Raw genomic sequence first — 21,302 nt, forward strand, 5'->3', positions numbered from 1 at the left:
GCAGACGTCTGAAAGGGGGGCAAGACGGCTGCCGAGTGTTTGCTCAGGCGCCCGAACCGCTGGTCAGCAGGCGTATCAGACCCGTCATCGCCCACAGCATTGTCGTAACCGGCCACGTCGGCCATTCTTCCGCGATACCGAACACCCGAAACCCCTTGTTACTCAGCAATTCACCGTAAAGTCGACAGCTTAGTGATCACCCGATGCGGAACCGATTCCGGTACTCCGCAGGCGTGGTGTCGAGCCGTCGGCGAAAGGCGCGCGCCAGCGTGTCGACGGTATTGAACCCACAGGTGGCCGCGATGCGCTGCAGTGTTTCGTCGCTCGTCTCGAGCCGTTGCCGCGCGACCTCCACTCGCGCCGCCTCGATATAGGCGGCAGGCGTCATCCCGAGCTCGGTGCGGAAAATCCGCGTGAGCTGGCGTTCACTCACATGTGCTTGTTCGGCCAGCTCGGTCACCGTGAGTGGTCGGGCGATATTGCCCGCGATGTAGTGCCGCAGCTCGTCGATGCGACGGGTGGTGGAGACCGGCTCGAGCGAAACACTGAACTGGCTCTGCCCGCTCGGCCGCTTCAGGAACATCACCAGCTGACGGGCGACGCGCAGCGCGAGTTCCTCACCGAAGTCGTCGGCGACCAGGGCCAGCGTGAGATCGAGACAGGCGGTGAGCCCCGCACCGGTCCACACATTGTCGTCGCGGATATAGATCGGATCGGCATCGACCCGCACCGCCGGATGCTCGGCGGCGAGTTGGTGCGCGGTCGACCAGTGCGTGGTGGCGCGCTTGCCGTCGAGCAACCCCGCCGCCGCGAGCACATGCGCCCCGACACACACCGAAGCCACCCGGCGTGCACCGGTCGCCATCATCGAAACAGCCTCTACCACAACGGGTTCCACGACCGCGCGAACTTGTCGCCGTTCATCGGTCTCGACCGCGCCCGGCACGACGATCGTGTCGATCCGGCGCCCGGCCAACCCGTCGAACGTCACGTCGGGCAGCACCCGGACACCCGCCGAGGTCGTGACGGGATCCATCGTCTCGGCGGCCAGCACCACTTCGTAGCCGGTCGGCTCGTCCATCTCCCGCTGCAGCAGCGAGAACACCTCGGGCGGCCCCGTCACGTCGAGCAGGTCGACCCCCTCGAACAGCACCACCACAATGAGCCGTCCCACTATCCACCTCCTGCCGATGTCCGAATCTGCAGGTTACATGACATTGCAGACATCGCTGCCCGGCCATAGCGTGGAGCCCATGACCTCCACAACCCTGCGCCAGCTCAGCGGCCTCGACGAAACCCCCGCCGCCCTCGCCACCTCGACCCTGATCCTGGTCGACTACCAGAACACCTACACCCGCGGTGTCATGGAACTGACCGGCTGGGAGCAGGCCATCGACGCCGCCGCCGACCTGCTCGAGCAGGCCCGGCAAGCAGGCACCACCGTCATCCACGTGATGCACAACAGCGGCGAGGGCAGTCCCTACGACATCACCACCGACATCGGCCGGATCCATCCGAAGCTCACCCCCACCGCCGACGAAGCCGTCGTGGTGAAGTCCTTCCCCAACTCCTTCGTCGACACCGAACTCGGCGACCTGGTCGACGCCGCAGGCAACGAATCCGTCGTCATCGCCGGCTTCATGACCCACATGTGCGTCACCTTCACCACCGAAGGCGCCTTCCTCCGCGGCAACAAGCCCACCGTCGTAGCCAACGCCTGCGCCACCCGCCCCCTCGCCGAAGTCACCGCTTCCCAACTCCACGCCAGCGCTCTCGCCACCATCGGCGACATCTACGGAGTGGTTGTCCCGACCCCGTCCGACCTCACCGTCGGATAACCCGTCAGATCGCACGACGCGAGGTCATGCACTGACCGGATAGCGTGCCTGGAATGCGAGTCTCCGGTCGGCATCGGCGGCGATCCGGTCGAGTTCGTCATCGAGTGCCATGAATACCTGCCAAGATTCCCGGCCATCAGCGACGACCAGGTGCCGCACCACCAACTCCTCGAGTTCAGGAACGCGCTTCGCCTTCCACACCTTGTCCGCCAAGCTGACGAGCAGGTCCTCCATCCGCACCTCGGGCGCGGTCCACGAGCCGTGGGTCCACGCGAAGCGCGCCGATTCCTCGGCAAAGCCTTGCGCCACAAGGAGTTCGTATCCGGCCTGCTCGTGGGCCGAGCCCGGCCCGGACAACTCGTCTGGATGAAGAATCTTGCCGATGTCATGTGTTGCCGCGCCGAACAGCACAGCTTCCCTGTCGAATCGCAGATCTTCGTGATGCCTGTCGACCCAGTCGGCGAGCTCCCACGCCACATCGTGAACCGCGCGCAGATGAGCGGCCAGACGAGGTGGAGCTATGAGGTTTCGGAGGAGAACCTCGGCTGGCTGGGGCAGCGGTCTGAGCCCAAGGTCAGTCAAAGCATGTTGTAGCAGAATGTGGTTCACTCCGATCCGCCTCGGTCGTCGCCCCGAGTCCGTCCGATCTCCGAATCAGGCCGAGACTCAGCTGTGCCGTCGTCGATTTCGAGATCGGGTCGACCTGACCTGGAATATCAATCTGGAATATCATCATCATCCGAAATATAGATGGGCTCGGCACGATCACCGAACACGTATTCGAAAAAGGCGCGGAGATACTCGTCCAAGTCCTCTTGTCGCCGAAACCACGTGTGCGTCCGATTGAACCACTCGCCACGAGAAGTGCCACGCGAAATAACAAATTCCAGCGCTTCACGAACCATTCGGCTGTACTCTGAATTCTTGGCAATAGCGAGGCACAGTTCCGGACCGTAGCGCCACATCTCACCAACGTATTCCACGGAGTGGATGGTGAATATCGGCCAATACACTCGCCTGATATGAGGTATGGCAGAATACCATTCGCTGTCGTACGATCCGTCAGTCATCCGGTAGACCGATCGGGATAACTATCACGAGATTGCCAGAACAGTTGGCGCTCACATTTCAGCCATCGCTGCGAATTCAATACTGCTCCGAACAACCGCTGCTACCGCCGATCATATTCGAATACAACCGACCAATCCCACGACCCGATCGAATCCTTTTCATAGCGATAGGCGACAGATTGCAAGCGCGTGCCATATTTGCCATGAAGTGATACCAACTTCCCTGCCGACGTCAGCAATTCAGCATCAGGCAATATGATCGGCTGAGTACTCGAGCGCAATGTAACACTGTACCGGCCGCCGTCAACAGTGATCACGAGATCCGCAGACATGTCATCTTCATACATTTCCGCTAAAGCCAGCAGCCCGATCTCCTTGTCCATAACTGCTTGCATATCGAGAGGAAAACTAGCCATCTAACGTACCCTTCATCGGAATCTCGTGGATCATGATCGGCAGACTGGCGGAACTTCCCGGGATCCACATCACAAAGTTCGGCTCATCGGTAGACAACATTACTGAGCGGTGATGCTACCGCAGCAACGTAACTGTAGATGCGCATCGCGAGTACTGAATGCGTTGTGCCACAACAGTTTTGCGGGCTATTGAGGCCGGGTGCCGAGCGAGGTGTCAGGGATGCCGACCGCTCAATCGGCGCCACACGACCCTGGGCCACATCAGCGGAAAGTGCCCAGCGCGCATCAGCATTCTGGCATTTCGCCACCACCGCTGATACCAGCAGAAGCATTGCCACAGCCAGCACGAGTTCAGCACGACCCGCCATTTGCCCGGCCCGGGTAGGATCGAAGGATCAACATCGCCGTCGCGCCGGGCATCACGGCCGAACATGATGTTGTGAGCCCACTCTGCATCGGTTATCTGATAGATCCCGTGGTCGCCGACGATACGCATCCCGACGAACCGGTCGTCGACACGGCTACGTGCGTCCACATACTTCAGGCCGTACGCCTCTGTGATGACGAGCGCGATGTCTCGTAACTGTTCCTCGGCACGAGGATCTCTCCACATGAGGCGGTTAATCCGACTAGAGACACCCATTACGGCGTCACCAGGCAGAGGGTGAAATCGTCTGTGGTGTAAAAGAACTCGGTGGACGGGTGGCCGACGCACAGGTAACTGTCGGCGTAGTCCGAGTGTCCATTGCTGCCCTTGACCTTCGCGATTACTCGTCCGATTGCGCGTGGGTCGGAGCAGGCGATCTTCTCGACATTCGGATTGTCGTCTTCGGTCCGATTGCCGTTGTGGTTCACCACGCAATCGCCGACCTCGGCGCTGCTTGCCGATCGCTCCTCGACAGTCGCCTGGATGAGGACGAGCGAGGGCACGAGTATCACCGGGATGAGCAACCCGAGCATTCCTGCTCTACGCCACAGCGGCTTGCCCATGCCGAGTGATGCGCGGGGAGCGCCGGGAATCGGCGTGGGCAACCGTCGCACTTGCTTTGCCGCGCCGATGTTCTGCAACATGATCACCGGGTTCGCCACCAGCGAGATCAACCCGTACCACCCGAGCAATGCGCTCTCGACAGTCATTCGCCGATACGTCGCCGTCCCACAATCCCGGCAGAAGGGGCCCGGCTCGGTGATAAACCGCATATACCACACGAACCCACGATGCGACCGAATCGACGTGCGCACCGCGGGCGTAGCGCCACAGACACTGCAATAGATCCCATTGGCCGTACTGAAGTCGGCCTGCACCGACCGAATGTCTCCTGGCGTCGACACGCCTACCCCTAAGTCTCGCTCGAGCCCGCTCGTACGCGGGCAACCGGCGATCGTAGCATTGAACTATTTGGGTTGTCTCCGAATAGCGCTGTGGCAGAGGAATATTCGGCATGTAAGCATCGAGCTACTGAGCTCGCCGACGACGTCGCGGATGAGGACAGCGGTCTCGCGCAACCAATCAGCTGCGGCGGCATCCGAGGTTTCGTCCTCCAGCACCCGCTTCCCGTGGAGCGCGACCGTCCAGGGCAAGGTTCCGGGAGGCTGCTTCTCATTGAGTAGGGTTTCGATTCCCTCCGCGTCACGTTCGACGGTGCGGTTGCTGCTTCCAGCGCGGAGTCGCAGGCTCGCCCGCTGCTCATCGAACCCTTCGCAATTCGCAACATGAGCCAGGAGGAATCCACGGACCCGATCGAGCGTAGGAGGCCGTGGTCAGTTCGTATCAGCGCGGGTAGAAATCGTGGCATTCGTATCCGGTCATACCGAGTTCGGCAATAGGGCGAATAAGGCGGCGCAGATACCAGATGAAGTCCGCGAAATCCGTGTGCTCGATCAACGCGCGTTCGTTCGACAGCACAAAGTAGACTTCCGTCGAGGCCGGTGGGATGAGCACAGACGCCGCCAGCGACGAATCTTGGAAGTATATGTCGACTCCGACGGTCATTCCCGCTTCGCTGCGCTCCTGGATCGCCGATAGAATCAAATTCATACCCTCTGAGGAACCGATTTTCCAGTCGCTGTCGTCAGACAACTTGTACCTGACCGAGTCGTTGGATCTGATCGTGATGCTGAGCTCAACACAGACCTGACCAATTCTATTGGGTCCACCGGACTCGCGAAGTGGAAGTCGATGTCCATCATTCGTCCCATTATCGTCCTCGACGAGATCTGATCTGAACTGCGCAACGACAACGTGACCATCGATGTCCAGCCAACTCATGACGGCAGTGAGATGAATGGAAAAACATTCTTGAACTTAGTGAGAACGTCCGGTCGGTTCCGGAGCGCCACGGCAGCCCGCCTCCTAGTTATCGGGGGATCGTAAACTTCTACCCCGCGAACGTAGGCGATGCCGATCAGAGCCTTCAATACATCCTCACCTGCATCGGCGCTGCTGAGCCTACCGACTACGTCGGCAGCCGCACCGGCGTTGCCCTGGAAGTTGAGAAGATCGTAGATGTACTCGGGCAAGTCTTCGACTTCGTTCGCAAGGACGACCGCGAGCGCCCACTGGCTCAATTCGGGGCCGTCGATAGCTTGACTGAAGATGCAGTCGAGGACGAAGCCGATTTCCTCGGGCCCGATTCGAGTAGCCTCATCGACCACGATCTACGGATTCCTTTCCACGTTCGCATTGCGGGCCACTTCCCTCCTGGTGCTCCGCCAGGTACGGCAAATGCCCCGTCGGGGGACGGGGCATTTGGCGCAGATGGTCCGCGCGCGAGCTGTGAGATGCCGCGGGTGTGGGTGAATCAGGGGGTGGTGGTGCCCGGGTCGGTCGCCTCTTCCTCACCGGCGGAGCCGGAGGTCAGGCCCTCGAGGATGGCGGCGAGGGCGTCGGACGAACCGGTCTCCGGCTCCTCGGCGATCGCGGCGGCGTCGGTCTCGGTGTCCGGCTCGGGGGCACTCGAACCGGCGACCAGCGCCTCGAGGAAGTTTGCAAGGTTCTCGGCGGAACCGGTGGTCGGCGCCTCGGTGTCGCCCGGCTCCTCAGCGATGTCGGTGGCCGGATCGGTCGGGTCCTCCGCAGCAGCCGAACCGGACGACAGGGCCTCGACGATGGCGGCCAGGCTTTCGGAGGAGCCGGTTGCGGGCTCTTCGGCGGCGGAGGCCACGCCGGTGCCGAACATGGCGATACCGGCCGCGAGGGCGATGCCGAAACCGAGCGTGCGGATCTTCTTCATGAAGTGAAACCCCTTGGTATTAAGCATGATTGCCGACTGCGTTGCCGACTGGAAAGTTTCTAACACGGGGGGCGGACAGTTCCGCAGACACTTGTTTTCGGGGCACTTGCCAGGGCAATGCTGAACATTTGCCGTCAAGGTGGAGATAATCCGAGAGCGGTGCGAGGTTTTCAGAACGATCGTTCGGAATCCAGAACTCGATGCCAGCTGGAAAAGTTGAACACTGCAGTACAAGCGGTCGGTTGCGGCTCCGAGGCGTATTCGGCCCGAAGCCCGAGGTACTCGCGATCTTTCGGCACGGTGCCGAACTCAACTTGTTACCCAGCTAATACCTGGCGTACACCATGATTGATGTCACACGCAGGACCGGTAACAGAACGATCAGCCAGAACGATTGTCGCGCAACCGGTTTGATTGACACTGTATAGCTACTGGTTGCCCGTCATATAACCACGTGCGCAACGGAAAAGGCCGCATATCCCGAATGGGATACGCGGCCTTCCGGCAACGAAGAACTCAGCGCACGGTGGCGGTGAGGTGGGGGAAACCCTTCTTGGGGTGCAGCATCGACAGATCCCAGCCGGTATCGGCCTTCTCGGCGTAGATGTTCACCGAGGCAGGCAGGAGGATCGGCTTGCCGAATTTGACCGTGTAGGTGGCCTTTTCGGGGACCCGGCCCTCGATGGTGCCGAGGATGGTGGCCGCCGACCACATGCCGTGGGCGATGGTGGTGGGGAAACCCATTGCCTTGGCGCCGATTCCGGAGACGTGGATCGGGTTGCGGTCGCCCGAGGCGGCGGCGTAGCGGTTGATGATCTTCTGATCGACACGCTGCACGCGCAGCGGCGGCGGGGGCACCTCCTCCGGCGGGGGTGCGGACTTCGGACCGCCGGACAGCGAGGTGCGCTGCTGGTGCAGCATGGTCGCCACCTGACGCCACACCAGTTCCCGGCCGACGCGGATCTCCGTAACCGCGTCTACCAGCAGGCCTTTCGGGTGCTCACGCAGGTTCTCGGTGTGCACGGTGAAGTCCAGCGGCTCGGCCGCCGAGATCTCACGGGTGCGTTCGATGACGTTGGAGAAGTGCACCGAACCCACCGCGGTGAACGGGAAGTCCCGCGCCACGAGCAGTTCCATCATCAGCGGGAACGCCAGGACGAACGGGTAGGTGAGCGGCAGGGTGTCGCCGAAGCGCAGGCCGGTGGCGTGGCAGTAGGCGGCGAGGTGGTCGGGGTCGACCCGCACACCCTCGATGGCGACCCGGCGGTCGGGCAGTACGGGCTTGCGGCCGGAGAGCGGCGCGGGCAGCGGGACGGCGCCGATGGCCGCCTTCGCGTACAGCGCGCCGTTGCCCGGGATCTCGGTGAGCGTGATGGTCTGGGTCATCAGGCGCCGATCAGGCTCTGCCCGCAGACGCGAACAACGTTGCCGCTCACCGCGTTCGACGCCGGGCTGGCGAAGTAGGCGATGGTCTCGGCGACGTCGACGGTCTGACCGCCCTGCAGCAGCGAGCTCATCAGGCGGCCCGCCTCGCGGGTGCCGACGGGGATGGCGGCGGTCATGGCGGTTTCGATGAAGCCGGGAGCCACCGCGTTGATGGTGATGCCCTTCTCCGACAGCAGCGGCGCCTCGGCGTCGACCATGCCGATGACGCCCGCCTTGGAGGCGCCGTAGTTGGTCTGGCCGCGGTTACCCGCGATGCCCGCGATGGAGGAGACGTCGATCACACGGCCGCCCTCCTTGAGCACCCCCTTGGCGACGAGGCCGGAGGTGATGCGGTGCGGCGCGGCGAGGTTGACGTTGATGACCGAGTTCCAGCGGCCCTCGTCCATGTTGGCGAGCAGCTTGTCGCGGGTGATGCCCGCGTTGTGGACGACGATGTCGATGCCACCGAAGCGCTCGGTGGCGAACTCGGCGAGACGCTCGGCGGCGTCGGGCGCGGTGACGTCGAGCGCCAGGGCGGTGGCGCCGACCTTGTTGGCGGTCTCGGACAGGGCCTCACCGGCGGCGGGGATGTCGGCGACGATCACGGTGGCGCCGTCACGGGCGAACACCTCGGCGATGGTGGCGCCGATACCGCGCGCGGCACCGGTGACCACGGCGACCTTGCCCGCGAGGGGCTTGTCCCAGCTGGCGGGTGCGACCGACTCGGCCTTGCCGACGCGGATGACCTGGCCGTCGACGAAGGCCGACTTGGCCGAGAGCAGGAAGCGCAGGGTCGACTCGACACCCGTGGCCGAGGAGCCGGCCTCGGGGTGCACGTAGACGAGCTGGGCGGTGGCGCCGCGCAGCAGCTCCTTGGCCACGGACCGGGTGAAGCCCTCGAGCGCGCGCTGAGCGATCTGTTCGTCGACCGAGCCGACCAGCTCCGGCGTGCTGCCGAGCACCACGACGCGGCCCGACGGCGCGATGTTGCGCATGGCGGGCTGGAAGAACTCGAACAGCTGCTCGAGCTTCTCGATGGAGTCGATGCCGGTGGCATCGAAGACCAGCGCGCCGTACTTGGTTCCGGACTCGAGCGAGTCGGCGATGGTGTAATCGGTGAGCAGGGCACGGATCGGCTCGGCGAGGCGACCCTTGCCGCCGAGCAGCACCGGGCCCGGAAGCGCGGGCTCGCCTGCCTTGTAGCGGCGCAGCTCCGCGGGCTGGGGCAGGCCCAGCTTGCTCGCGAGGAACGCGCCGGGGGCGGAGTGGATGAAGGATCCGTAGAGGTTGGGTGCGCCCTTGCTCTTGGCTGCCACTGTTCCTACCTTCACATTCGCGGGTACGGTGTCGACAACGAACTTACTCCAGAGTAAGTTGGATGACAACCGATCACCCGACGAGACCATGGAGAACTCGAGTGACAAGCAAAGCCCGCTCGACGGCGGCCAAGGCAAGTACCGCCAAAACCGCGAAGACGCAGCGCCCGGTCGCGATCGTTGGCGGTAACCGAATTCCGTTCGCGCGCTCCGACAAGGCCTACGCGCACGCGTCCAACCAGGACATGTTCACCGCCACCCTCGACGGGCTGGTCAGCCGCTTCGGCCTGCAGGGCGAACGCCTCGGCATGGTCGTCGGCGGCGCCGTGCTCAAGCGCGTCGGCGAGCACAGCCTGATCCGTGAGAGCGTGCTCGGCTCCAAGCTCTCGCCCTACACCCCCGCACACGACCTGCAGCTCGCCTGTGGCACCGGCCTGCAGGCCGTGGCGACCGTCGGCGACGCGATCGCGATGGGCCGCATCGAGGCGGGCATCGGCGGCGGTACCGACACCACCTCCGACGCGCCGATCGGCGTGAGCGAGGACATGCGCGAGTGGATGCTCAACGCCAACCGCGCCAAGACCAACAAGGACCGGCTCAAGCTGGTCGGGCAGCTGCGGCCCTCGATGCTCGGCATCGAGATCCCGCGCAACGCCGAGCCGCGCACCGGGCTGTCGATGGGTGAGCACGCCGCCATCACCGCCAAGGAATTCGGCGTCTCCCGCGAGGCCCAGGACGAGCTGGCCTACCTCTCGCACAAGAACATGGCCGCCGCCTACGACCGTGGCTTCTTCGACGACCTCATCACCCCGTTCCTCGGGCTGACCCGCGACGACAACCTGCGTCCCGGTTCGACCGTCGAGAAGCTGGCCACGCTGAAGCCGGTGTTCGGCACCAAGCTGGGCGACGCCACCATGACCGCGGGCAACTCCACCCCGCTCACCGACGGCGCGTCGGCGGTGCTGCTGTCGACCGACGAGTGGGCCGCCGAGCGCAAGCTGCCGGTGCTCGCTCACCTGGTGGACTCCGAGGTGGCCTCGGTGGACTACATCCACGGCCCCGACGGCCTGCTGATGGCGCCCACCTACGCGGTGCCGCGTCTGCTGGCCCGCAACGGCCTGACGCTGCAGGACTTCGACTACTACGAGATCCACGAGGCCTTCGCCTCCGTGGTGCTGTGCACGCTCGCCGCGTGGGAGTCCGACGCCTACTGCAAGGAGCGCCTCGGCCTCGACGGTGCGCTCGGCTCGATCGACCGCAGCAAGCTCAACGTGAACGGTTCCTCGCTCGCCGCGGGCCACCCGTTCGCCGCGACCGGCGGGCGCATCGTCGCCTCGACCGCGAAGATGCTGGCGGAGAAGGGTTCCGGCCGCGCGCTGGTCTCCATCTGCGCCGCGGGCGGCCAGGGCGTCGTCGCGATCATCGAGCGCTAGCACGCACGACGACGGCGGGCGGCTTCCGAGGAAGCTGCCCGCCGTTCGTGTGTCCGGATCAGCGGCAGATCGGGTTGGGGTGGGGTTCGGGGGAGGCCCAGGGGCCGCAGATGAGGATCATCATGAAACCGAGGGGGAAGTCGACGAGGGCGGAACCGGTGCCTGACGAGCCGGATTCGGCGATGACCGCGGGCTGGGCGGGGGCGGCGAGGGCCGGGGAGGTGGCGCCCGCGGCGATGCCCGCGACAGCAGCGGTGGTGACGAGGACTCGGATCATTCGACGGTGCATGGGGGAACCTCTCGGGTAACTGAGCAGAGCTAACTGTCACATCGGGGGTTTCAGCGAGAGCGTTTCCGAAACTTGTGGGGGCTTGACTCGCCGAAACTGATTGTGTAACTGGCTATTCCGTGCCGATCGCGGCGGCCAGCACCGGCCAGGAGGCGTGCAAGTCCTGCTCCCAGTAGTGCCAGGTGTGCGCGCCCGCGGGCCGGAAGACGGTGTGCGCGGGGATGTTCAACTCGTTCAGGCGTGCGGCCAGCCGCTGAGTGCAGAAGTTGGCCGCCGCTTCGATGGTGCCGCCGAGCATGATCTGGTTGGCCATGCCGAGGGCTTTGCCGGGAGTCGCTCCGGGAGGAAGGGTTTCGGCGGGCCCGGGGAGCCCGGAGGCGCTGGACAGGTAGATCGTCTTGCCGCGCAGTCGATCCGCGTTGCGGTAGGCGTCGTTGGCACGCCAGGCGGGGTCGTCGGGCGGGCCCCACATGTTCACCGGATCGGCGCCGGCGCGGGCCAGAACCAGGTCGATGAACGCGCGGCTCATCGGATCTTCGACCGTGGCGCAACCGCTGAAAGCGCCGACTGCACGGTAGCGGTCGGGCGCGGCGATGGCCAGGTTCAAGGCGGCCGTGGCCGACATGGACAGGCCCGCAATGGCATTCACGCCGGTGGTGTCGAAGGTGGCATCGATGATCGGTGGTAGTTCCTCGGTGAGGAAGGTCTGCCATTTGTTGCGGCCGAGCTTCGGGTCGTCACGCTGCCAGTCGGTGTAGTAGGAGAACGCGCCCTCGGCGGGGGTGACGACGTTGACGTTCTTGTCGGCGAAGAATTCGACGATATCGGTCTGGTCGTACCAGTTCGCCACGTCCTCGCCGCCGCCCGCCCCGTTCAGCAGATACAGGGTGGGGCGGGGTTCGCTGGTGTCGAAGGGTGTGATGACCCGCAGCGGGATCACCCGGTCCATCGACGCGGAGTACACGTGCAGCGTCTGCTGCCGCTGGCCGGGCCGCTCGACGCTGTCGAGGCGGGAGACGTCGGCCCCGGCCGTGCCGACCGTGAGCACGATCGACGCCGAGATCGCTGCCACGATCGAACACAGCCGGGCGAACATCAGCTGCCGATCAGGTTGCGCAGCACGTCGGAGAGGATGTCGGTCGCCGAACCGGTGGAGCTCAGCTGACCGTCGGAGGACCCGAGGCCGTTCTCACCGAGACTGCCGATCACCGTCTCGCCCGCATTGGCGCCACGCGCGGTGAAACACGCGGTGAGGTTGGGCATTTCGTTGCTCACGCCCACCGTGCCCGCGACGCCGACACCGCCGCTGGTCACCTGCTGACCTGGCTGCAACGAGGACGGGACCGGGTAGGTGATGGTGAGGGTCACGGGGTTGCCCGAGTTCACGAACCAGCCGGTGCTGGTGACCTTCCAGCCGCCGGCGTTCGGTTCGGGCGTCACATCCTCGGTGACCTGGCCGCCGATGGCGTGATAGGCGGTGACAGTGGTCTTGACGGGGGCACCGAAACCGCTGGGCGGGAAGTCGGTGATGGTGTTGACGTAGGGGTTGCCGATGCCGGTGGTCCCGACGACCACCTTGTAGGTGACCGTGGTGCCCACGCCGATCTCCTCGGCGCTCGCGATCTTGTCGTAGACGTGGGTGACGCCGACGGTGCTCGCGTCGCGCTTCTCGGCGTGACTACGAACCGAGCAGGTGCTGTCGGCGGCGGCGACGCCGGAGCCGAGGGCTACGCCCGCGCAGGCGATGACCAGTGCGGTCGTGGCGATTCCCGCGGCGGTGCGCGAAGTCCGGATCATGATTTCCTCCAAAGCCGCACCCTGGACGGGTGGGGCGAATCCTCATCGAGTGGTGCTCCCCTTCTGGCGACAAGGTAACGGTGGAACTGGACAGTTGTCCTGGAAAACAAGAACGTGTTCCAATATTTGTGGAACATCCTTGTTTTACTCTCGAAGACTCGCTTGACCAGGTAATCTCTGGAAGTTTGTGCCCCACGCGGGCCCGGCCGCCCGTGAGCGGGCGGCCGGGTGCGGACTTCTACTTCGGCAGCTCGATGTGGCCGCCGAACGCCTTGCGCATGGCCGAGAGCATCTTGTCGGCGTATTCGGCCTCCCCGCGCGAGGAGAAGCGCTGGAACAGCGCGGCCGACAGCACCGGAACCGGGACGGCGGTGTCGATGGCGGCGTCGATGGTCCAGCGACCCTCGCCGGAATCGGACACCCGGCCGCTGAAGGAATCGAGGTTGGGGTCGGCGAACAGCGCGCCCGCGGTGAGGTCGAGCAGCCAGGAGGCCACCACCGAGCCACGCCGCCACACCTCGGTGATCTCCGGGATGTCGAGCTTGTACTGGTAGTACTCCGGGTGCTCGAGCGGGGTTTCCTCGGCCGAGTGCTCGCCGCCGTGATCGGCGCCCATATCGGCGTGCTTGAGGATGTTCAGGCCCTCGGCGTAGGCGCTCATCGCGCCGTACTCGATGCCGTTGTGCACCATCTTCACGAAATGACCCGCGCCCGCCGGGCCGCAGTGCAGCCAGCCCTGTTCGGACGGGGTCGGCTCACCGGTGCGGCCGGGGGTGCGCGGTGCGGCATCGACGCCGGGCGCGATCGACTTGAACAGCGGCTCGAGCCTGCGCACCTGTTCGTCCTCGCCGCCGATCATCAGGCAGAAGCCGCGTTCCAGACCGAAGACGCCGCCCGAGGTACCGACGTCGAGGTAGTGGATCCCTTTGGGGGCCAGCGCCTTCGAGCGCTTGATGTCCTCGTGGTAGCGGCTGTTGCCGCCGTCGATGATGGTGTCGCCCGGCTCGAGCAGGTCGGCGAGCTCGTCGATCGCGGCGCCGGTGGCACCGGCGGGAATCATCACCCACACCACCCGCGGCGCGTCGAGCATCCCGACGAATTCCTTCAGGTCGGTGCTGCCCCGGAAGCTGTCGCCGAGCTCGGCGGACAGCTCGTCGATATGGCCCTGGTGGCGCTCGTGCCCGACGGCGCTGTGCCCGTCACGCACGATGCGGCGCACGATATTGGCGCCCATCCGGCCGAGGCCGATCATTCCCAACTGCATCAGTTCTCCCTCGTTGTCCGGTCCCTGGTGGCGAGTCTCACCCCTGATTGTCGCGTGCGACCGAGCCCAGCTGCCCGGCGGCATCGCGCGCCCGGTCGAAATCGACCGAAAATCGGCTGTAACGCCCCGGTGAGGGCCGCGATAAACAGATCGGCTCCGTGTAGTTGCCAGACCCCCGACCCGGCAACTACACGGGGCCTTCCTGCTGTCTGCCCCACTTCGCCGGGCTGCCGAGTGCGCGCCGGGCCGTTACCCTTGGCGGGCACCCGGTAAACCCAACGGGGCCCATGAAACGGAAGGACCTCCGTGCCCAGCGAGTCGACCGCCGGACGACCGGCGGACCGAGGGCGGGGCGAGGTCGGACTACGCAAGCTGCTCGAAGCAAATCGCACTTTCGATGCCGACACCACCGCCCTGCCCACCCAGCCCATCAGCACCATCGCCCGTGACCACCGCCCACAGGCGCCTCAGCCGACCCCGCCGGGCGACCAGCAGCTGGTCAAGCGGATCGGGATCGCCGTCGGTGCCGTGTTCGCGGTCGGCACCGCCGCCTACCTGGCCGACTTAGCGCTGAACGTGGGCGAGGTGCCACGCGGCGTCGTCGTCGCCGGCGTGGAGGTCGGCGGGATGGAGCAGGGCGAGGCCGACGCCAAGCTGCGCAGCGTCCTCGGCCCGCGCGCCGACCAACCGCTACCCGTGCGCATCGGCGATGTGCAGGCCAGCATGGTGCCCTCGGCGGCCGGTCTCGGCATCGACTGGGACGCCACCTGGGATGCCGTCGGCGGTCAGCCGCTGAACCCGGTCGGTCGACTGGTCTCACTGTTCGGGACGCGCGACGTCCCCGTGTCCAGCACCGTTGACAACGCGGCGCTCGATCAGCAGCTGAGCACGTTCCGCACTCACGACAACCCCACCGTGGAAGGCACCGTTCGCTTCGAGAACGGCGCACCCGTCGCGGTGCCGCCGGTCCCGGGCCGGGTGCTCGACATCGACGGCGCGCGCAGCACCATCACCGAGCGCTGGGCCGAGGTGAGTCTGCTCGACCTGCCCGTCGTCGCGGCACCGGTCGAGGTGCGAACCGAAGCGGTGCAGGCGGCGTTGCGCGATATCGCCACGCCCGCTGTCGCCTCGCCGATCACGTTGACGGCCAAGGACACCCGGGTGGCCCTGACGCCCGAACAGATCGCGAGCGTGCTGAATTTCGTACCCGACGGCAACGGCGGGCTCGCCCCGCAGATCGACAACGACGCCGTGATCGGGCTGCTCGGTCCACAGGTGGTGACCACCGAGATCGAGCCCAAGGACGCCACATTCACCGTCGGCGCCGGAAAGCCGACGGTCGTACCGGCCGTGGTCGGCGAAAAGATCGACTGGGCCAAGACGCTGGAGAAGCTGCCCGCGCTGCTCACCCAGCCGGGTGAGCGGACATTCGAGGCCGTCTATCAGCGCATCGAACCGAAGCTCACCACCGAGGCCGCCGAGAAGCTCGGCATCAACGAAACCATCGGCGAATTCACCACCGGCGGGTTCAGCGGACCCTCCGGGGTGAACATCCGGACCGTGGCCGCCAAGGTGAACGGTGCAGTCGTGAAACCCGGAGATACGTTCTCGCTCAACGGTTTCACCGGTCCGCGCACCGCTGCGGAAGGGTATGTCGAGTCCGGGATCATCGACAAGGGCAGGCCGAGCACGGCGGTCGGCGGCGGCATCAGCCAGTTCGCCACGACGCTGTACAACGCCGCCTACTTCGCGGGCATGGAAGACGCCGGCCACACCGAGCACAGCTACTACATCTCGCGCTACCCCGCCGCGCGCGAGGCGACAGTGTTCGACGGCGCGATCGACCTGGCCTTCCGCAACAACTCCGAACACGGTGTGTTCATCCAGGCCATCGCTACCGGTTCCGACATCACGGTGCGGCTGTGGGGAACGAAAACCGTTGACGTGGAGTCGATCACGGGCGAGAAGTCCAAGCCGACGGAACCGACCGAGATCACCCTGCCCAAAGGCAAGGACTGCATCGCCTCCGAGGGCGCGCCCGGATTCACCATCTCCGATACCCGGGTGATCACCGATCGTAAGACGGGGCAGCAGATCTCGCGGCACACGCGGACCGTGAAGTACGACCCCATCCCGATCGTGAAGTGCGAGTGAGGTTTTCCTAGCAGTTGCAGTCGCAGCAGCAACCGTCGCCGCAGCATTTGCCGCACTCGCCGCAGTTGCCGCAGCACTCGCACGCGTCGCAGCAGTCCTTGCACTTCTTGCGCCAGGCCTTCTTTCTCCTGCCGTCGCAAGGGCTGTTGTGGTCGACGCAGCACGCCGCACCGGTGCAGTAGACGCCGCAGATCTGGCCGATCGCCTTCAGTGGGCCGGGTCCGGACGATTTCTGCTCCGGTGCGGAAGGGAACTGGTAGGGCTCGTGATTCGCCGAGGCGCGACAGGTGTGCCCCGTGACGAGCCCGAGCCCGCGGCCGAGGTTGCGCAGGAGCGCCGCCAGCGGATCGAGCAGCGCCCAGCGCACCGTCGGCACCTGGTCGAGTTCGGCCTCGACCGCCGCCCGGCGGATACTCGCCTCGCTCTCACGGACCAGTTCGTAGGCGCGCGGCATGTCGGTGCTGGTCGCGTCGAGCGGGTTGAAGCGGCCGCGGGCGCGGTCGCGTTCGAGGTCTTCGATCGCGTCCGCGAGGTGGGCGATGCGGCCGACGTGTCGGCCGATTTCCGTAAGGGCGGCAACGTTTTCCGGCCTGCCCGCCAGGGTCGCGGTGTGGCCGAACAGGGTGGCCGCGCACAGCTGGGTGGGGCCGGTGAGGTCGTCGAGACACCCCTCCGCGGCACGCGCTTCGAGTCCCGGCTGTGCGGCGATCGCGGTCAGCAGCGGAGCTACGTCGAGCCCGATGGCGTCGGCTTGGCGTCGCGCATGGGTCGCCCACGAATCGGAGATCTTGCGCATCGGGCGGCGTGCGAACGCTGCCGCGTCACCGTCGTCGACGTGATCACGAATCTTGGCGGCGCCCAACAGGAGTGCCGCCGTGGCGGCCAGCCGCACACCCGGCGCGTCGGCCGCGACCACCGACGCCCGGCGCATGCCGCGCAACGGGCAGGGTGCGGCGTTCGTCCGGGAACTCGCGCCTGCCTGCGCCTCGGTGAGGACGCTGAGCACGATCGCGTCGGTATTGGTCGCCGCGCGGGCCAGCTGGCCGTGACCGTCGCGCAGGCCGAGACACAGCCCGCACATGTGCGCCTGCCACTGGTCCGGATCGATGCCGTACTTCGCCGCACCGTGCGCACACGGCTTCAACACTCCGAACACTGCCACCCCGTCGGTCTGAACTACCAGACAAGCACGATCGCAGGTCGCGGCGGCCGGGGCAACCGCTACTCGGGTTTGCGACCCGCCAGACCGCGCCAGGCCAGATCGTCGAGCAGGTCGACCGCCTCGGCCACCTCGATGCGGCCACCGGCGACGCGGTCGGCGATCGCCTCCCCCGCCCCGATCACAGCGGCGGCGACGACCTCGAAATTGGTGCCGGGCTCGGCGTGCCTGGCGCTGGATTCCAGCAGCTTCGCGGTGAGTTCGATGACGCGCTCGCGGGCGTTCTCGATCTCGGCGGCGAATGCTTGCTGGCCGATTGCCTGCCGGTACAGAACCTGCCAGGACTGCCGGTTGCGGTCGACGAAATCGAGGAAGCCCTCTAGCGCCGTTCGCACCTGTTCGTGCGGCTTGAGTTTGGGGTTGCCCGCGGGCGCGACGGCCTCGATCAGGCGAAGCCCCTCGCGCTGGATGCACGCGCGGAAAAGCTCGTCCTTGGAGCCGTAATACAGGTAGAGCATGGGTTTGGAGATCTTCGCCTCGGCGGCGATCGCGTCCATCGATGTGTCGTGGAAGCCTTTGCGCGCGAATACCTCGACGGCGGCATCGAGCATCTGCTGCTCGCGAACCGCCCGGGGAAGCCGCTTCGTCCCGCCTGCCATCCACTCTCCTACCGCAGGGTGAGACTCCATCTTACTGTAAGGTAAGTTCCACCCGTGCCCATTTGCCGCACAGTCGCCACGCCGCTCAGCAGCCCAGTGCGACACCCTTGTAGCGGGCCATCCGCAGCACCGACGCATCGACTCGATCAGCGGGCAGTTTGCCACTCGACACCGACAGCTCCAAGCGGTCGAGTACCTGCGGCACCGCATCGGTGGTGATCCAGAGCGCGTTGTCGGCCCCGGCGACGAGCGCGGCCTCGACGGCTTCGGCGATCGTCATGCGGTCGGTGATGGCGGCCATGCCACCCAGATCGTCGGTGAAGATCGGGCCGTTGAACGGCGCGGCGCCGTAGCCGGTGCCCTGGCGCAGCAGCGACATCACGGCCGGGCTGATGCTGGCCGGGGTGTCGGGTTCGGTGAGGCCGGGCACGTCGAGGTGGCCGACCATCACGGCGGCGCCGGAGTTCACCAGATCGCGGAACGGGACCAGGTCCTTGGTCTTCAGCTCGTCGAACGGGGGCGTGCGCACCGCGCCCGTGTGCGAATCGCCGGAACCCGAGCCGTGGCCGGGGAAATGCTTGATGACCGAACCGAGGCCGACCTCGTTGGAGGCGCGGATGTAGGCATCGGCGTATTCGGTGACCACCTGCGGGTCGTCGCTGTAGGAGCGGTCGCCGATGACGCTGTTGTCGGGCTGGGCGCTCACATCGGTGTCGGGCGCGAAATCGACCGTGATGCCGAGGTCCTTCAACGCCTTCGACCGGGTGAGCGTGTTCTGGTAGTGCTGTTCGGGCGTCTGGGTCTGGGCGACCACCCGGGCCGAGGGCGCCTCACCGATCACGGCCGACGCGCGCGAGACACGCCCGCCTTCCTCGTCGATCGTCACCATCAACGGCGCCTTCGCGAGAGCCTTCACCGCGTCGAGCTGGGCGCGATCGAGCAGGCCCGGATCGGTCCAGCTACCGACGAAGATGCCGCCGACCTGCTCGGTGGTCACCACATTCGTGGCGTCGTCGGCGCCGGTGATGCCGACGGTGAGCAGCTGGGCGAGCTTCTCGCGCTGCGAGAAGGTGCCGAGATAATCAGCGCCGCAGGGTTTTTGGGCTCCGGTGGTGGCGGCAGGCGCGCCGCTCTCCGACGACGGCGCCGTTCCGCTGCTGCTCGCGGCGGTGGTCGTCTCGGTCGACGACCCTCCCGAACACGCGGTGGCGACGGCGGCGACAACTGCGAACACGACCACAGGCGATTTCCGCATGCACTCCACGGTAGACCCGGACCGGAACCGGTGGCGTCGTCAGGTTGGGTTCGAGCGGCAAAAGGCCGGGTAACCTGGGGGAAAGACCCTGCGCAGGAGGTCGTCATGCCGTGCGATCGGATGCTCATCGCCTACGACGGTTCCGAACATGCCAAGCGCGCCGTGCAGTACGCGGGCCGGTTCCTCTCCGCCGAACGCGCCATTCTGCTCACCGCCTGGGAACCGATGGTCCGCCAGGCCGCCCGCATCTCCGGGCTCGCCGGGGTGATGCAACCGGAATGGGTGCCCGACGAGGAGATCGAGGACATCGCCTACACCGATGCCCGCAAGATCAATGCCGAGGGCGTGCAGCTGGCCAAGCAGGCGGGTATCGACGCCGAGGCCCGAACCGTCGAGTGCACGACAACCATCTGGAACGCTATCGTGGACTGCGCCGACGAGCTCGATGTGGACATCATCGTCGCAGGTACACGGGGTAATACCGGGTTGCGTGCGCTGTTGCACAGCAGTGTGGCCGAGGCGGTGCTCAAGCACGGGCACCGGCCGGTGTTCCTGGTGCCGCCCGAGCACTGAGAGTTGCGTCGCTCTCGCGGTTCGGCGGTGGGTTCCCGGCGTTATGGTCGAGCCACTATGAACCGATTTCTGCTGGCCCGACCGGACGCGGTGCTGCGCGCCGAGGGGGTGCGCGCGAGTTTCGCCGATCCCACGGCGGCGGTCGCGGCGCTGCGCGACGGGGCGGCCGAGTTGGTCGTCGGCGCGTTGCCGTTCGATCCACGCGAACCCGCCGCGCTGTGGCAGCCCGAGACCGCTCTGCACACGGCCGGGCCGTGGCGCCCGGCCGCGCTGCCGCCGTTGCCGCAGATGCGCGTTGTGGCCGAATCGCCCGGTGCGGCAGATCATGTGGCGCGTGTTCGGAAGCTGGTGGAACAGCTGGCCGATCCGGCCGACGAGTTGCGCAAGGTGGTCGCCGCGCGCAGCGTTGTCGTCGAAGCCGATGAGCCGCTGGATCCCGAAGTGCTCGCGGGGTACCTGCTCACCAGGCATCCGACGGCCAATGTGTACGCGGTCGATCTGTCGGTGGCGGGCCGGGCGTCGGAGACACTGCTCGGCGCGACGCCCGAGGTGCTCGTCACGCGTCACGGTGATCGCGTGAGCCTGCATCCGCTCGCGGGCACGTTGCCGCACCTGCCCGACGCCGCAGCCGACGCGGCGCAGGCCCGTAAGTTGTTGTCCAGCAGCAAGAACAACGATGAGCACGGCTTCGTCATCGAGTGGATCCGGCAGCAGCTCGGGCCCGTCTGCGTGGAACTGCACATCCCCGAGCGGCCCGAACTGCTGAGCACCGAACAGGTCTGGCACCTCGCCACCCCCATCAGCGGGGTGTTGCGCGACCCGTCGACCACCGCGCTCGACCTGGCGCTGCTGCTGCATCCGACGCCCGCCGTGAACGGCACCCCCTTCGCCGCGGCGCTCGATGCCGTCACCGCCGACGAACGGCGCGGCTTCTACGGCGGGGCGGTCGGCTGGTGCGACAGCCACGGCGACGGTGAATGGGTGGTCGCCATCCGGGGCGGTGAACTGTCGGCGGACCGACGTGTCCTGCGGGCGAGCGCGGGCGGCGGGATCGTCGCCGCCTCCGATCCGGCCGAGGAACTGGCCGAGACCACCGCCAAATTCCGCACTCTGCTCGCCGCCCTGCGTTGCGAACTGCCCGAACGCTGACCTACCGGCGCACACCTGCTAGGTTGGCCACCAGACAGGCCCCGACGTCGACGTATTGGAGTGCGCGATGAAGTTTGCTGTTCCGGCTGTTGCCAGCGCGGTCGGCGGCGCCCTGCTGAGCGCGATCGCCGTCTTCGCCATCACGGCAGCGGTGCAGCAGAACACGGCTCCCTCGATCGACCGCAGCGGTGACAAGGACTCCTCGCTGCTCAACGCTCCTGAATACGGCAGCCGCTGACGCGCAGGCCCGTGCGTCGCGCCCCTCGGGGCAC

24 protein-coding genes are annotated in these 21,302 nt (G+C 66.1%); 6 read left to right on the forward strand and 18 right to left on the reverse strand.

All coding sequences use genetic code 11. The features are described 5' to 3' along the window. Nucleotides 1-196: 196 nt before the first annotated feature. Complete coding sequence (locus tag NI2_RS28630; protein WP_243749780.1) at nucleotides 197-1,174, reverse strand: GlxA family transcriptional regulator; 978 nt, start codon at nucleotides 1,172-1,174, stop codon at nucleotides 197-199. 79 nt (nucleotides 1,175-1,253) lie between these two features. Between NI2_RS28630 and NI2_RS28635 the strand changes: the two genes are divergently transcribed. Beyond that, on the forward strand, nucleotides 1,254-1,838 hold the full coding sequence (locus tag NI2_RS28635; RefSeq protein WP_067497138.1) for a cysteine hydrolase family protein: 585 nt from the start codon (nucleotides 1,254-1,256) through the stop codon (nucleotides 1,836-1,838). Nucleotides 1,839-1,862: 24 nt separating this feature from the next. On the opposite strand, the gene NI2_RS28640 is transcribed toward NI2_RS28635, so the two are convergent. From NI2_RS28640 to NI2_RS28685, 10 genes are all read right to left on the reverse strand, one after another. After that, the gene (locus NI2_RS28640; RefSeq protein WP_243749781.1) at nucleotides 1,863-2,315 is read right to left on the reverse strand and encodes an HD domain-containing protein; all 453 of its coding nucleotides are present in this window, start codon (nucleotides 2,313-2,315) and stop codon (nucleotides 1,863-1,865) included. Nucleotides 2,316-2,554: 239 nt separating this feature from the next. Next, entirely contained in the window at nucleotides 2,555-2,821 is a 267-nt protein-coding gene (locus tag NI2_RS34175) for a hypothetical protein (protein WP_133733875.1), read from the reverse strand. Between the two features lie 188 nt (nucleotides 2,822-3,009). Then, entirely contained in the window at nucleotides 3,010-3,291 is a 282-nt protein-coding gene (locus NI2_RS28645; protein ID WP_067497139.1) for a hypothetical protein, read from the reverse strand. Between the two features lie 247 nt (nucleotides 3,292-3,538). After that, nucleotides 3,539-3,937 carry a hypothetical protein gene (locus tag NI2_RS28650; RefSeq protein ID WP_067497140.1) on the reverse strand — a complete coding sequence of 133 codons (399 nt, stop codon included), beginning with the start codon at nucleotides 3,935-3,937 and terminating at the stop codon, nucleotides 3,539-3,541. Between the two features lie 29 nt (nucleotides 3,938-3,966). Further along, a complete protein-coding gene (locus NI2_RS28655) occupies nucleotides 3,967-4,461 on the reverse strand; it encodes an LppU/SCO3897 family protein (RefSeq protein WP_067497142.1) in 495 nt (164 codons plus the stop codon). A 634-nt stretch (nucleotides 4,462-5,095) separates the two neighbouring features. After that, complete coding sequence (locus tag NI2_RS34180) at nucleotides 5,096-5,593, reverse strand: hypothetical protein (RefSeq protein ID WP_133733876.1); 498 nt, start codon at nucleotides 5,591-5,593, stop codon at nucleotides 5,096-5,098. Next, nucleotides 5,590-5,979, reverse strand: a complete 390-nt coding sequence (locus NI2_RS28670) for a hypothetical protein (protein ID WP_067497148.1) — start codon at nucleotides 5,977-5,979, stop codon at nucleotides 5,590-5,592. The genes NI2_RS34180 and NI2_RS28670 overlap by 4 nt, the downstream gene beginning before the upstream one ends. A 146-nt stretch (nucleotides 5,980-6,125) precedes the next feature. Beyond that, nucleotides 6,126-6,557 (reverse strand): hypothetical protein, encoded by a 432-nt coding sequence (locus NI2_RS28675; RefSeq protein ID WP_067497150.1) that lies wholly within the window; start codon nucleotides 6,555-6,557, stop codon nucleotides 6,126-6,128. Nucleotides 6,558-7,073: 516 nt separating this feature from the next. Next, on the reverse strand, nucleotides 7,074-7,943 hold the full coding sequence (locus tag NI2_RS28680) for a MaoC/PaaZ C-terminal domain-containing protein (RefSeq protein ID WP_067497152.1): 870 nt from the start codon (nucleotides 7,941-7,943) through the stop codon (nucleotides 7,074-7,076). Further along, entirely contained in the window at nucleotides 7,943-9,298 is a 1,356-nt protein-coding gene (locus NI2_RS28685) for a 3-oxoacyl-ACP reductase (RefSeq protein ID WP_067497153.1), read from the reverse strand. Before NI2_RS28685 ends, NI2_RS28680 begins: the two co-directional genes overlap by 1 nt. A 101-nt stretch (nucleotides 9,299-9,399) precedes the next feature. Here NI2_RS28685 and NI2_RS28690 point away from each other — a divergent pair, with 101 nt between their 5' ends. Continuing rightward, the gene (locus NI2_RS28690) at nucleotides 9,400-10,731 is read left to right on the forward strand and encodes an acetyl-CoA C-acetyltransferase (protein WP_067497154.1); all 1,332 of its coding nucleotides are present in this window, start codon (nucleotides 9,400-9,402) and stop codon (nucleotides 10,729-10,731) included. Nucleotides 10,732-10,789: 58 nt separating this feature from the next. Here NI2_RS28690 and NI2_RS28695 read toward each other — a convergent pair whose 3' ends face one another. From NI2_RS28695 to gnd, 4 genes are all read right to left on the reverse strand, one after another. Then, nucleotides 10,790-11,020 (reverse strand): hypothetical protein, encoded by a 231-nt coding sequence (locus NI2_RS28695; RefSeq protein ID WP_133733877.1) that lies wholly within the window; start codon nucleotides 11,018-11,020, stop codon nucleotides 10,790-10,792. A 112-nt stretch (nucleotides 11,021-11,132) separates the two neighbouring features. Continuing rightward, nucleotides 11,133-12,116 carry an alpha/beta hydrolase gene (locus tag NI2_RS28700; RefSeq protein WP_067497160.1) on the reverse strand — a complete coding sequence of 328 codons (984 nt, stop codon included), beginning with the start codon at nucleotides 12,114-12,116 and terminating at the stop codon, nucleotides 11,133-11,135. Next, nucleotides 12,116-12,817, reverse strand: coding sequence for a hypothetical protein (locus tag NI2_RS28705; RefSeq protein ID WP_067497204.1), 702 nt, complete (start codon nucleotides 12,815-12,817; stop codon nucleotides 12,116-12,118). The genes NI2_RS28700 and NI2_RS28705 overlap by 1 nt, the downstream gene beginning before the upstream one ends. 238 nt (nucleotides 12,818-13,055) lie before the next feature. Further along, on the reverse strand, nucleotides 13,056-14,081 hold the full coding sequence (gene gnd / locus NI2_RS28710; RefSeq protein ID WP_067497162.1) for a phosphogluconate dehydrogenase (NAD(+)-dependent, decarboxylating): 1,026 nt from the start codon (nucleotides 14,079-14,081) through the stop codon (nucleotides 13,056-13,058). 306 nt (nucleotides 14,082-14,387) lie between these two features. Here gnd and NI2_RS28715 point away from each other — a divergent pair, with 306 nt between their 5' ends. Then, entirely contained in the window at nucleotides 14,388-16,235 is a 1,848-nt protein-coding gene (locus NI2_RS28715; protein ID WP_067497163.1) for a VanW family protein, read from the forward strand. Between the two features lie 7 nt (nucleotides 16,236-16,242). Here the strand turns inward: NI2_RS28715 and NI2_RS28720 are convergent, their stop codons facing one another. The 3 genes from NI2_RS28720 to NI2_RS28730 all read right to left on the reverse strand — a co-directional run bounded on the left by NI2_RS28720 (nucleotide 16,243) and on the right by NI2_RS28730 (nucleotide 19,308). Continuing rightward, nucleotides 16,243-17,397 (reverse strand): DUF5685 family protein, encoded by a 1,155-nt coding sequence (locus NI2_RS28720; protein WP_255284048.1) that lies wholly within the window; start codon nucleotides 17,395-17,397, stop codon nucleotides 16,243-16,245. 59 nt (nucleotides 17,398-17,456) lie between these two features. Beyond that, complete coding sequence (locus NI2_RS28725) at nucleotides 17,457-18,053, reverse strand: TetR/AcrR family transcriptional regulator (RefSeq protein ID WP_067497168.1); 597 nt, start codon at nucleotides 18,051-18,053, stop codon at nucleotides 17,457-17,459. An 85-nt stretch (nucleotides 18,054-18,138) separates the two neighbouring features. Continuing rightward, on the reverse strand, nucleotides 18,139-19,308 hold the full coding sequence (locus NI2_RS28730) for a glycoside hydrolase family 3 N-terminal domain-containing protein (protein WP_084457508.1): 1,170 nt from the start codon (nucleotides 19,306-19,308) through the stop codon (nucleotides 18,139-18,141). Between the two features lie 105 nt (nucleotides 19,309-19,413). Between NI2_RS28730 and NI2_RS28735 the strand changes: the two genes are divergently transcribed. The 3 genes from NI2_RS28735 (at nucleotide 19,414) to NI2_RS33350 (ending at nucleotide 21,268) form a co-directional block, all read left to right on the forward strand. Then, a complete protein-coding gene (locus NI2_RS28735; RefSeq protein WP_067497170.1) occupies nucleotides 19,414-19,881 on the forward strand; it encodes a universal stress protein in 468 nt (155 codons plus the stop codon). A 57-nt stretch (nucleotides 19,882-19,938) separates the two neighbouring features. Next, nucleotides 19,939-21,030, forward strand: coding sequence for an isochorismate synthase (locus tag NI2_RS28740; protein WP_067497172.1), 1,092 nt, complete (start codon nucleotides 19,939-19,941; stop codon nucleotides 21,028-21,030). Nucleotides 21,031-21,097: 67 nt separating this feature from the next. Next, complete coding sequence (locus NI2_RS33350; protein WP_022566695.1) at nucleotides 21,098-21,268, forward strand: DUF2613 domain-containing protein; 171 nt, start codon at nucleotides 21,098-21,100, stop codon at nucleotides 21,266-21,268. Nucleotides 21,269-21,302 lie beyond the last annotated feature (34 nt).

Origin of the sequence: Nocardia ignorata NBRC 108230, assembly GCF_001612905.1 — a bacterium.
GTDB lineage: Bacteria > Actinomycetota > Actinomycetes > Mycobacteriales > Mycobacteriaceae > Nocardia > Nocardia ignorata.